11 protein-coding genes and 1 pseudogene are annotated in these 12,298 nt (G+C 62.7%); 10 read left to right on the top strand and 2 right to left on the bottom strand.

From position 1 onward, the window contains the following. Positions 1-42 precede the first annotated feature (42 nt). The 10 genes and pseudogenes from OOJ09_RS28505 (at position 43) to OOJ09_RS28550 (ending at position 9,880) form a co-directional block, all read left to right on the top strand. Positions 43-483, top strand: a complete 441-nt coding sequence (locus OOJ09_RS28505) for a rhodanese-like domain-containing protein (protein WP_269908399.1) — start codon at positions 43-45, stop codon at positions 481-483. Positions 484-580: 97 nt separating this feature from the next. Further along, entirely contained in the window at positions 581-991 is a 411-nt protein-coding gene (locus OOJ09_RS28510; RefSeq protein ID WP_269908467.1) for an OsmC family protein, read from the top strand. Next, positions 949-3,009: pseudogene (locus OOJ09_RS28515) on the top strand (heavy metal translocating P-type ATPase); the annotation flags it as partial. The gene OOJ09_RS28510 and the pseudogene OOJ09_RS28515, both read left to right, overlap by 43 nt. Positions 3,010-3,088: 79 nt before the next feature. Next, positions 3,089-4,276, top strand: a complete 1,188-nt coding sequence (locus tag OOJ09_RS28520) for a thiolase family protein (protein WP_269908401.1) — start codon at positions 3,089-3,091, stop codon at positions 4,274-4,276. A 198-nt stretch (positions 4,277-4,474) separates the two neighbouring features. Further along, on the top strand, positions 4,475-5,725 hold the full coding sequence (locus OOJ09_RS28525; RefSeq protein ID WP_269908402.1) for an efflux RND transporter periplasmic adaptor subunit: 1,251 nt from the start codon (positions 4,475-4,477) through the stop codon (positions 5,723-5,725). After that, positions 5,722-6,867 (top strand): ABC transporter permease, encoded by a 1,146-nt coding sequence (locus OOJ09_RS28530; RefSeq protein WP_269908403.1) that lies wholly within the window; start codon positions 5,722-5,724, stop codon positions 6,865-6,867. Before OOJ09_RS28525 ends, OOJ09_RS28530 begins: the two co-directional genes overlap by 4 nt. A gap of 4 nt (positions 6,868-6,871) precedes the next feature. After that, on the top strand, positions 6,872-7,606 hold the full coding sequence (locus OOJ09_RS28535; protein ID WP_269908404.1) for an ABC transporter ATP-binding protein: 735 nt from the start codon (positions 6,872-6,874) through the stop codon (positions 7,604-7,606). A gap of 52 nt (positions 7,607-7,658) precedes the next feature. Beyond that, positions 7,659-8,426, top strand: a complete 768-nt coding sequence (locus OOJ09_RS28540; protein WP_269908405.1) for a hypothetical protein — start codon at positions 7,659-7,661, stop codon at positions 8,424-8,426. 34 nt (positions 8,427-8,460) lie between these two features. After that, the gene (locus OOJ09_RS28545; protein WP_269908406.1) at positions 8,461-9,036 is read left to right on the top strand and encodes a DUF2585 family protein; all 576 of its coding nucleotides are present in this window, start codon (positions 8,461-8,463) and stop codon (positions 9,034-9,036) included. A gap of 73 nt (positions 9,037-9,109) precedes the next feature. Then, on the top strand, positions 9,110-9,880 hold the full coding sequence (locus OOJ09_RS28550; RefSeq protein ID WP_269908407.1) for a sulfite exporter TauE/SafE family protein: 771 nt from the start codon (positions 9,110-9,112) through the stop codon (positions 9,878-9,880). Between the two features lie 158 nt (positions 9,881-10,038). Here the strand turns inward: OOJ09_RS28550 and OOJ09_RS28555 are convergent, their stop codons facing one another. Continuing rightward, positions 10,039-11,418 (bottom strand): ATP-binding protein, encoded by a 1,380-nt coding sequence (locus tag OOJ09_RS28555; protein WP_269908408.1) that lies wholly within the window; start codon positions 11,416-11,418, stop codon positions 10,039-10,041. Further along, positions 11,415-12,134, bottom strand: coding sequence for a response regulator (locus OOJ09_RS28560; protein ID WP_269908468.1), 720 nt, complete (start codon positions 12,132-12,134; stop codon positions 11,415-11,417). Before OOJ09_RS28560 ends, OOJ09_RS28555 begins: the two co-directional genes overlap by 4 nt. Between the last annotated feature and the right edge of the window lie 164 nt (positions 12,135-12,298).

A 12,298-nucleotide genomic window follows, 5' to 3' on the forward strand; every position in this document is an offset into this window, starting at 1 on the left:
AGCCCATTCGGAAGTCAAAACCCCAACCTAAGGATTGCCGCCATGCTTGATGAAGCCAGACAGATTTGTCCTACCACGACAAGGCGTCGGGTCGCCGAAGGAGCAGTGCTGGTCGACGTCCGCGAACAGGCGGAGATTGACCGGCTCGCATTCGACGTTCCCGACATCATTCGGATACCGCTTGGGGAACTGGAGAAGCGCTACGTGGAGCTGCCGCGTGACCGCGAGCTGGTGCTCGCATGCCAGAGCGGAGGCCGGAGTCTCAAGGCCACCTATTTCCTGATGTTCCAGGGGTTCGACAAGGTCGCCAACATGGAAGGTGGCATGGCCAAATGGGCCAGCAAGGGATTTCCCGTCAAAGGCGAAGCATCCTCGCAACAGCCAGGGGCACAGGATGCTGGTGGATGCGGCTGCGGAACGTCGCCGTCGGGGGAAGGCTCCTGTTGCGGGTCCGCGGCGCCGGGAGAACCTTCATGCTGTTGAACGTTCGCCTCCCCTGCGGCCAAGCTCGCATGCCAGGCAATATGCTGCCGCTGCGAAACCATCGATAAGGAGTTCGAAGGTGGGAGAACCAAGCAAACTGCTGAGCTACAATGTCACCGCGCATCGCGTCGATGCGCATGGTGCCCTAGCGAACACCAAGGACGCCGAGATCGTCCTCGACACCGACATTGCGGGACGTCGTGACGCCTTCAACCCGGCCGAGCTGTTTCTTGCGTCGATCGCCGCCTGTATGATCAAGGGAATCGAGCGCGTGAGCCCGATGCTGAAGTTCGAGCTGCGCGGCGTTGAGGTACGCCTGCATGGCGAGCGCCAGGATGCTCCGCCCAAGATGGTGTCGGTGGATTACGAGCTGATCGTCGACACCGACGAAAGCGACCAGCGCCTTGAGTTGCTTCACACCAACGTCCGCAAGTACGGGACGATTTCCAACACCGTGGCGGACGCGACGAAGCTGGAAGGCACCATCCGCCGCAAGGCGGCGGCGTGAACGTCAGGGCCGAACCACTCGCAGCGCAATCGCCCGCTGAAACGGCGCATGAGCATGACAGTGCTAAAGACGGCCTTCTTGGTGGACGCGCGGAACTCGTCGCATCGCTTTCCTGCGGGCTAGCGCTCGCAGCCGGATGGTTGACCGAGGGCTACGTGCCCGCTGAGGCCACGCTTTGGCTCTATGGCCTTGCTTACGCCCTGGGCGGCTTCTTCACCTTGCGCGAAGCGGTGGTGAGCCTCTGGCATGGTCGGTTCGACATCGATACGCTGATGCTCGTCGCCGCCGCGGGCGCGGCAGCGCTCGGGCAATGGGCGGAAGGGGCGCTCCTGCTGTTCCTGTTCAGCCTCGGACATTCGCTGGAGCACTACGCCATGGGAAGGGCCAGCGGCGCGATCCATGCGCTGGGGCAGCTTGCCCCGAAACTGGCAACACGGCGCACCGGGGGCACGCTGGAGCAGGTTTCCGTAAACGCTCTCCAGGTCGGGGACATCGTGGTAGTCCGACCCAATGAACGCCTGCCCGCAGATGGCATCGTCATCGCTGGACGGAGCAGCGTCGATCAGGCGCCTATAACCGGAGAAAGCATGCCCGCCGACAAGCGGCCGATCGACAGCTCGGACCAGAACCCCGACTTCAGCAGGATCGCCGACGAACATCGTGTCTTCGCCGGTAGTATCAACGGCGCGGGTTCACTCGACATCAAGGTCGCCAAATTGGCAGGCGAGACGACGCTTGCCCGCGTCGTTCGCATGGTGGCGGAAGCCGAAGCGCAACGCTCGCCCACCCAACGTTTCACCGATCGCTTTGCGCGCATCTTCGTTCCAGCGGTGCTGGTCTCTGTCGGTGCCCTGATGCTCGCCTTCCTGGTCCTCGACGAACCCTTCGGCAACAGCTTCTATCGCGCCATGGCGGTTCTGGTCGCCGCCAGCCCATGCGCGCTGGCGATCTCCGTGCCGAGCGCTGTCCTGAGCGGGGTGGCGCGGGCTGCGCGCGGCGGAGTGCTCGTCAAGGGAGGCGGTCCTCTGGAGAACCTGGGGTCGCTTGCGGTTCTCGCCTTCGACAAGACAGGAACGCTGACCGAAGGCAAACCCCGGCTGACCGACGTGATGCCTGCGCCGGGCATAGACGAAAAACTGCTTCTAGGCATCGCGGTCGCCATTGAGCGCGGCAGCGACCATCCCCTTGCCGCTGCCGTCGTGCGAGACGGTATCGAGCGGCTGGGAGAGGCTGAGATCAAGACCGCGACTTCGATCGAAAGCCTGAACGGCAGCGGCGTCCGTGGCATGGTCGACAAGAAGGTCGCAATCCTTGGCAAGCCTCGGTTCTTCGCGACAGAATATGTCGCGACCGTTCCGGCTTCCGTCACTGACATGGCTGCGGAACTGGAGAAAGCCGGTCGCACCGTCATCATGGTGCGGTATGGAAAAACTTATCTTGGCGTCCTGGGACTGATGGACACGCCTCGGGCGGGTGCCCGTGAGGTGATCTCCAGGCTCCGGACGCTAGGCATCCGGCGCATCGTCATGCTTTCGGGCGATAACCAGAGCGTCGCTGACAACGTGGCGCGCGACCTTGGCGTCGACGAAGCCAGAGGCGGACTGATGCCGGAGGACAAGGCAGGGATCGTCAAGGCATTGCTCGCGCAGGAAGGCAAGGTCGCGATGATCGGCGACGGGGTCAACGACGCGCCGGCGATGGCCAACGCCACTGTTGGCATAGCCATGGGAGCGGCCGGCTCGGATGTCGCGCTGGAGGCGGCCGACGTGGCGCTGATGGCCGACGACCTCGGACATCTCCCCTTCGTGCTGGGGCTCAGCCGTCGCACCGGTGCCGTGATCCGCCAGAACCTCTGGATCAGCCTCGGCATGGTCGCTCTGCTTGTGCCCGCCGCTCTCTTTGGCCTGCCGATCGGAGCTGCTGTGGTCTTCCACGAAGGATCGACGGTGCTGGTGGTGCTCAACGCGCTGCGCCTGCTGGCATACGCCGCTCCGCGCGACATACAGGCCGCCGCGTGATCTGCATCAAGGCCTTGGCGACAGCATTCCTATTGTCTTCGAGCCTATTGTCTTCCAGCAACTCTGTTCGAGGTGAACCATGTCAAAGCGCGAAGTCGTCCTCTGCTCTCCGGTCCGATCCGCAATAGGCACCTACAACGGCAGCCTCAAATCGACGCCGGCCGTGGAACTCGGCGCGGCTGTCGTGCGCGAGACGCTGAGCCGTACGAAGGTCGACCCGGCAAAGCTGAATTCCGTCGTGATGGGCAACGTGGTTCAGGCGGGCAACAAGATGAACCCGGCACGGCAGGCCGCAATGCACGGCGGAATTCCCGCCGAGGTGCCGGCAATGACCGTCAACCGCGTCTGCGGTTCGGGTGCCCAAGCCGTTGCATCGGCCGCTCAAGAGATCTGGCTCGGCTTTGCGGACGCCGCGATCGCGGGCGGAATGGAGAACATGGACGCCGCTCCCTATCTGATGAGCGGCGGACGCTGGGGCTATCGCATGGGCGACGCGCAGATCTATGATTCCATGCTGCGCGATGGCCTCAACGACGCGTTTTCCGATCAGCATTCCGGATGGCACACGGAAGACCTCGTCACGAAGTATCAGATCAGCCGATCCGATCAGGACCGCTGGGCGGAGCGTTCGCAGAGACGCTTCTCGTCGGCCCAGGCTGATGGACGCTTCGATGCGGAGATCGTCGCGGTGGAAGTCAAGGGGCGCAAGGGGCCGGAACCCTTTCTTCGCGACGAGCACAACCGCCCGGACACCACGATCGAAAGCCTGTCGAAGCTGAAGCCAGCGTTCCGCAAGGATGGCACGATCACCGCAGGCAATGCCCCGGGACTGAATACGGGGGCCGCCGCCATGGTGGTCGCAGAGCGCGGCTTTGCCGAAGCGAATGGGCTCGCGCCGATGGCCAGGCTCGTTGCCTATGGGGTGGGCGCTGTCGAGCCGGGCATGTTCGGAATAGGCCCAGTGCCCGCCGTGCGCCAGGCGCTCGAACGGACGGGATGGGCGGTCGGCGACATCGAAAGGATAGAGATCAACGAGGCTTTCGCTGCGATCGCGATTGCCGTCACCCGCGAACTTGGTCTCGCCGAGGATATCGTCAATGTGGAGGGCGGCGCCATCGCTCACGGCCACCCGATCGGCGCTTCCGGCGCGATCCTGACAACGAGGCTGCTGCATTCGATGGCGCGAGACGGACTGAAGCGCGGCGTGGTGACGCTTTGCATCGGCGGCGGTCAGGGCATCGCTCTGGCGCTCGAGGCCTTGCGATGACCGCAAGAGCGACCGTAACCCGAGCAGCAAAGCGGCTACCTGCCAAGGGCCGTCAGGACAGCGCCTGCGGGTTGGCGTACCGAAGCGCGGTCGTTTGACCAACAGAAGCCGCGATTTGATCCACGTCATTGCGATTGCCGCTACCAAAGCGCAGCAAAGACAGCATGACCCGTCCCATCTCAGTTGTAGGGAACGTACATGCTTGAGATTCCAAAGCCGATCGTGAAGGAGACCCCTTCCGCCCCCGGAAAGGCACAGGATCAAGTCGTCGGGAAGGCACGGCGGCCCGTTACCGCCCGAATGCTCTGGTACGCCATCGCGCTAGCAGTCGCCATCGGCGGAGGTTTCGGCGTATGGGCGGTATTCCTGCGTCCAATCGAGGTCCAAGTCGCGAGCACGGAGCGAGACGTTCCCGTGCAGGTCTTCGGCCTCGGGACGGTCGAGGCGCGCGTGACCTCCAGGATCGGCTTCAAGGTCTCCGGTGTGCTGGTCGATCTGCGCGCTGATGTCGGCGACCGCGTTGCCAAAGGCGCGATTCTGGCCCGCCTTGATGACCGCGAGCAGGGTGCACAGGTGGCCCGGGCAACCGCGACTGTCCAACTGGCCGACGCCAATCTTCAAAAGGCTGCGGCGAGCGTCGAAAAGGCTCAAGCGAACTACGCGAACGCCAGGAGCATCAACGAGCGCCGGCAAATGCTGCTAAAGGGCAACAGCACCTCTATCGAAGCTGCGCAGACGGCACAGGCGGCCCAGGATGCGGCGCTTGCCGATGTGAACCTGGCACAGAGCGATGTGCTCGTGGCCAAGGCCAACATCGGCGACGCCAAGGCACAGCAGCAGCTGCAATCAACGGTATTGGACCTTTACACCCTCGCGGCTCCCTACGATGCGATGGTGACTGCGCGCCTGAAGGAACTCGGCTCGGCACTCGGCGCGGGCGAGCCGGTGTTCACGCTGATCGACCCGGGGACCGTGTGGGCGCTTGCTTATGTCGACGAGAGCAAGGCCGGCGAGATCTCTGTCGGCGAGCCCGCCGAGATCGTGTTGCGGTCTCAGCCTGCCCGGCGCATCGCCGGCCATGTGGTGCGCATCGAGCCGGAAAGCGATCGCGTCAACGAGGAACGGCGCGTCGAGATCGCATTCGATACGCTGCCAACTGAATTGCACCTGGGCGAACAGGCCGAGGTTCACATCACGACGGTCCAGCTGCCGCAGGCCCTGTTGGCCCCGGAAGCGGCGATCACTGGGCTCGGCAATAATCAGGGAACCGTATGGACCGTCGAGGACGGATCCTTTCAGCAGCGCGCCGTGACACTCGGGCACCGGTTGCTCGATGGACGCTTTGAGATTACCGGCGGCGTCCCGGAGCACGCGCTTGTCGTCACGACGTTGCGCAGCGGACTGCGCGTCGGCCGTGCGGCCAAGGTGACCGAAGGGGCACGTCGATGAATCTGGCCTACCGGGACATCAAGCACAATCTCCTGCGCTTCGTCCTGACCAACTTCGGATTGAGCCTGCTGCTCGGCATCGTGATCATGATGACCGGCGTCTATGGCGGACTGATCGATGACGCATTGCGTCAGGCCCGTGCGGCCAACGCAGACCTCTGGGTGGTCGAGGCTGGCACCAACGGGCCTTTTGCCGAGTCATCGCGAATTCCAGGCGACACCAGGGAATTGGTCAGCCGGGTCTATGGCGTGCAGCGCGCCGGGTCTGTCACCTATCAATCGGTCCAGACCGAGTTGAACGGCGCACCGCATCGTCTCTTCATCATCGGCTTCGAGCCCGGCAGGCCCGGCGGACCGCGCCAACTCTCGGCTGGCCGCGACATTTTGCGCGACCACTACGAAATGATCGTCGACCGCTCCGCTGGGCTTGCGCTCGGCCAGGAGGTGCCTCTCGGAACCCATGATCACAAGTTTTCCGTTGTCGGCTTGATGCAAAACGAAGTCACATCCTCCGGCGATCCCGTGGCCTACGTCACCTTGCACGACGCGCAGGCGCTCCAGTTCGAACTGGCACCCCCGGCTTCGCGACGCGAGCAGGCGCGCGGAGGGTCCGTGGAAACCAACGACCAGATCAATGCCGTCATCGCCAAGGTATCGCCCTATGTCCCGATCGACGAGACGGCGGCAGCGCTGTCGCGGTGGAAACACCTTACGGCCCTTACGCAGGCCCAGCAAGAAACCCTGCTGAGCAAGTTCGTTATCGAAAAGGCGCGCAAGCAGCAGCTTCTGATCATGGTTCTGCTGGTGATCGTATCGGCCGTCATCATCGCCCTGATCATCTACACGATGACCATGGACAAGGTGCGCTCGATCGCCACGCTCAAATTCGTCGGAGCGCCCGACCGCACCATCATCGGCCTCATCGTGCAGCAATCCCTGTCGTTGGGGATCACTGGCTACGTCGCCGGGCTCGCGCTTGTCTTTCTCTTCAGGCCCTTTTTCCCGCGGCGGCTCGTCTTCGATCCAGAAAGCGTCGTGGCCGTATTCGCGATCACGATCGTGGTCTGCCTTGCCGCGAGCACGCTGGGCATTCGGCTCGCGCTCAAGGTGGACCCGGCGGAAGCGCTCTCGGCGGCAGGGTAGGATCATGACCGAGCCAGGCAGACAAGCGGTCGTAAGGGTCGAACACCTCTCCAAGCATTTCGGGGCGGGAAGTGCGCGGGTCGACGCGCTGATTGACATCAACATGGAGGTCTTTCCCGGCCAGGTCGTCGGGCTGATGGGGCCGAGCGGCTCTGGCAAGACCACGCTGCTCAACTGCATGGCCTGCATTCTGGAACCGAGCGGCGGCCGTCTCACGCTCGACGGCGAAGCCGTCTATGACGAGCACTGGCTCAAGGCCGATCTGCGCCGGCTGCGGCTCGACAAGATCGGCTTCATTTTCCAGTACCCCAACCTGCTGCCGTTCCTGGACGCCACAGACAACGTCGCCGTAGTGCTCCACCTTGCCGGATTTGGCGCCGCGGCAGCTCATACGCACGCCGTCGAGCTGCTCGATTACCTCGAGGTCGGCCACCGCAAGCATGCGATGCCCTCGCAACTCTCCGGCGGCGAAGCCCAACGCGTCGCCATCGCCCGCGCGCTCGCCAACCGGCCGCGCATCATTCTCGCCGACGAACCGACCGCGCCGCTCGATTCCGCCCGCGCCCGCATCGTGATGGACCTATTGCGCAGGATCGCGATCGAACAGAGCGCGGCCATTATCGTCGTCACCCACGACGAGATGATTCTCGACCGCTTCGACCATATCTTCCGTTTGCGCGACGGGCGGCTCGAGACTGCGACTGGCGAACTCTCGCTGCTCCCCGTTGGAGCAGGTTGAGTACGATCCGCAGGCGGTTACGCCGTGTGTAATTGGGGCGAAGGAAAAGCTGGTGGAAGACGAAACCGGGCCAATGGTTCACGATGGAGATGTGCCGGATAGCTCATCCCTCAGCAGCGATGGCCAACCAAAGCCAGAGTTCATTTGGACGCTTGTGCAAATCGCAAGTATATGGGCAATTTCCGACATCGGCTATTATCTGCTGCCGACACTCGGTGTGCAATCCAGCTATAACGAGAGTTCCGTCGCGATCACCCTTTATTACTTTTTTTGCGCCGGCATCGCGGTTATCACCTTCTGGCCTGTCTATCTGACCTGGTCTCTTTATGGCCGATGGACGACGTTCGGCAGCCGATTGACGAGCTTAGCCGTCTGGACGCTTTCATTCGCGGCTTTCACAGTATTCGCGGCATACGTGCTTCCTCACTTGCCGCCGGTCGATTGGAAGGAATCCTGGAACCCGCCGGACGTCAGGATCGCGACCCCGTCATATTTTCTGCCAAAAACCATCGAGATCTTTTTTCAGCAGCTTCTGATCGTCGCGCTCGTCCTCACCTTTGCCGCCCGCCGGTACAGCCTTTGGAAGATATCTATCTACTGCGCGGTTTTGTTCGGAGGCACACATGTGCTCCTCGCGCTTGGCGGGGTACCATTGGGCTATGTGGTCAGATTTATGGTCGCAGCTACGGTGTTCGGCTTCGTGTTCCCCTATCTGATCCTGCGCGTGCCGAACGGACTCGCATACTCCTACATCGTCCATTGGCTCTATTATGCGGCAAGCGTTGTGCTGCCTCACATATTCGCGGTGCCTGTCAAATGATGGCGAGCCCTCCGATGCGTGATACGGTCCAGCCATGAATTTGCACGTGCGAATTCCCGTCAACATGCTGCTTGTGATTGGCGCAGCACTGATTGCACTGCAGGCAGTCGTTCTTGTTTTGATGGGCCATCCGCTGATCTGCACGTGCGGCACGGTCAAGCTATGGCACGGCATCGTCTCAAGCCCGGAAAACTCGCAGCAGCTCACCGACTGGTACACCTATACGCATGTCATCCACGGTTTCGGCTTCTATCTCCTTCTGTGGCTGATCGCTCCACGCCTGCCATTCGGTCTGAAGCTCTCGCTTGCAATTGGTCTCGAGGCCACCTGGGAGGTCGTCGAAAACACGCCGTTTGTCATTGATCGCTATAGACAGTCGGCGCTCGCGCAGGGTTACTTCGGCGACAGCGTCGTCAACTCGGTCGCCGACACCTTCGCGGCGACTTTCGGCTTTGTTCTCGCGCGGATACTGCCCGTGTGGTCAACGGTCGTGCTTGTGATTGGCATGGAGTTGTTCGCCGCCTTCATGATCCGCGACAACCTGATGCTCAACATCATCCAACTCATCCACCCGAGTGAAGCAATTTCGCGTTGGCAGATGGGAGGCTGAGCGACTCGCTTGGAAAACCAGAGCGCTTCACGATTATCGGCAGGCCGCAGGCAAACCGTCAGGATCACAACCGTTGCAAGACATCCCCCAACTCCTCGGTAATCTCGCCTATGGAGCCGCGATAGGCGGCGCGCTCGGACTGACCGGCACTGGCGGATCGATCCTGGCGGTGCCAATACTGGTCTATCTTGTCGGACAGGACGTGCACACCGCGATCGGGACGTCGCTGGCCGTTGTTGGCGGGATCGCGGCCGAAGGCGTGGTCGAGCAGCGAGATAGCGTCCAGTGGAAGCCCGGTCTGCTGCTGGGTGCCTACGGCATCGCCGGCAGCATTCCGGGCTCGCTGCTCTCTCCTTACGTCTCGAGCTCCACCCTTCTGCTGCTGTTCTCCGGATTGGCGATTGCGGCGTCGATCAGCATGCTCCTCTCAAAGAGCACCGACGAACCCTGGAGCAAGCCGGCCCCACAATGGGTTGTCTTCATCGCTGGGCTCGGGATTGGTTTCCTGACTGGCTTCCTCGGCGTCGGCGTTGGTTTTCTGATCGTGCCAACGATGGTGTTCGCCTTCGCCTGCTCGATGCAGACCGCAATAGCGACGTCGCTGCTCGTGATCGCGTTCAACTCCGCCGTCGGCTTGGTGACGCGTTTCGCCACGGCATCGATCGACTGGAGTATCGTCGGCGCCTTCCTCGTCGGCGGGGTTGCGGGGAACATTGCGGCAGCCATGCTGGTCCACCGCCTGGATCAGCGCCGCCTAAAGCGCATCTTCGCCGTCTTCATCCTGCTGGTCGGATTGTTTACGGCCGCGAGCGCGATCGGCTTGATTCCAATCCATGTCAAATGACATCCTGTAGACTTTTCGTCTCGTCCGAAATCCGTTGCGTGGCAACAAGCGAACGCCGGCTGTCGGCCCATGTCATGACCATGGACGGTGTCAACGACTTGCGGCACTGGGCCGCTGAAATTCCGGGCTGCGCGACGTTGACGGTCACGCGATCAATGTCAGGAGCGCGGCAGCATTACCACGGCGGCAAGTCCACCTTCTGGCCGGTTCCCGAGTGTCAACCGACCACCATTTGCCTCGACAGCCGACAGGGCAATTGCGAGGCCAAGACCCACGCCACCGGTCTCGCGGCTGCGCGATCCCTCCACGCGGTAGAAGGGCTCGAAGACGCGGGTAAGTTCCGTTTCCGGAATGCCCGGCCCCTCGTCATCGACCGTGATCGTGACTGACGCGGGGGTCTCTTTGATCGCCACGCGGGCAGTTTTCCCATACTTGACGGCATTCTCGATCAGGTTGGCCAGCGCGCGCTTGAGCGCCATCGGCCGGCATTCCAGGATGATGGGCTCCGATGGCTTCATTTCGACAGGAAGTCCGACATCGCCCATGTCGTCCACGATGCTTTGAATGAGCGCGGTGACGTCAGTCGGGCGCGCGCGCTCCGTTTTCGCTTCGTCGCGCGCGAAGTCGAGCGCGGCGCCGACCATGGCATCCATTTCGGCAATAGCCGCCAGCATTCGTTCGCGCTCGCCGGCGTCCTCGACATTTTCAGCGCGCAAGCGCAGCAGGGTGAGCGGCGTGCGCAGATCATGCGAAATGGCGGCCAGCAATCGCGTGCGGGTTTCGATGAGCCTGCGCAAGCGCTCCTGCATGGAGTTGAACGCGCGCGCCGCGTCGCGGGTTTCCGTCGTGCCTGCTTCCTGCAAAGGCGGCGCGTCCAAATCCCTGCCGAATCGTTCGGCTGCAGCCGACAATGCGCCGAGCGGCGCTGTAACGCGGCGCACCGCCCACGCTGACGCCGTAAGAACCACGACCGCCATAATCAGCATCGACACCAGGAACTGGCGTGAGAAGCCAGACCCGCTCTCCGGCACGACCGTTGCGAAGGTAAGCCATCGGCCATCGGCGAGAGGCACCGCAACCTGCAACTCCCGGAATCCGCCAAACATGCCAAATGGGCCCATGCCGTGCATCATCGGGCCTCGCCCGGCTAGCATGCCGCCCGCACCCGTCGCCGACACAAGCGGTCGCCGCTCCTGCCCAAGCGACAATTCTTCAATGAGGAATTCGCTGATCGCCTGCGAAACCGCCGTATCGCTCTCTGTTTGGCTGAACGCGGGGACGTTGGCTGAAAGGACGACGCGAAAGGTCTGATCGCTGATGCCGGCGACAATCCGCTCCCGCCAACTGGCCGGCGTCTCCTCGACAAGCCGCGTCAGGTTGGCAATGCGCTGCGCCAGTGCGAAACCGCCCACGGCGCGGACTGCCTGCCCGCGGTCAAGCGAATAGATCCACGAACCGAGAATGAGGGAAAAAAGGAGGCCTGCGACGAGGACTATCAGCGTCTGGCCGAACAGGCTCTTGGGAACGAACCGCGTCATTTATGCTCGACCGCCGGCGTGAACATGTAGCCGCCGCCCCAGACGGTCTTGATGATCTTCGGTTCGCCGGGGTCGCGCTCCAGTTTCTTGCGTAGGCGGCTTACCTGGGTGTCGATGCTGCGGTCGAAGGCGGCGGCGGAGCGTCCACGCGCCAGGTCGAGCAGCTGTTCGCGGCTGAGCACCCGCTGTGGCCGTTCGGCGAAAGCGATCAGCAGGTCGTATTCGCCGGTGCTGAGCGGGACCGTCACGCCATCGTCCCGAAGCAACTCGCGCGCACCCGTGTCGAGCGCCCATCTATCGAAACGGTAGTGCTTGGGACGTTCTCCGTGCGCCGATGCCGGGGCTTCGCCGCTGCGGCGCAGAACGGCCCTGATGCGCGCGATCAGTTCGCGGCTGCCGAACGGCTTGGCCACATAGTCGTCCGCGCCCATCTCAAGCCCGATAACGCGGTCCACCTCATCGCCCTTGGCCGTCAGCATGATGACCGGGATATTCGATTCCGCGCGCAGGGCGCGACAGAGCGACAGGCCGTCTTCGCCCGGCAGCATCAGGTCGAGCAGGACAAGATCGATCCGGCTGTCAACCAGCGCCTTGCGCATGGCGCGCCCGTCGGCTGCTGTGCTGACCCGATAGCCGTCCCGGGAAAGCGCGCGCGAAACCAGATCACGGATCTCCCGATGGTCGTCAACGACAAGGATGTGGGGCGCTGCGCTCATCGCGGGCTTGTAACCCGAACCCGTGCCGGCCGTCCCGGAATTGTTGTGTCCGGATGTTTCAGAGGTCGGTTCAGTCACAGTTTGTCACAAAATGGCGGTTTCCTGAAAAACCCCAGTGACATCCAGCGCCTTGAATGCGCCCAGCAACGGAACTGACTGTTGCC

It is taken from the genome of Mesorhizobium qingshengii (assembly GCF_027563465.1).
In the GTDB taxonomy this organism is placed as follows: Bacteria; Pseudomonadota; Alphaproteobacteria; order Rhizobiales; family Rhizobiaceae; genus Mesorhizobium; species Mesorhizobium qingshengii_A.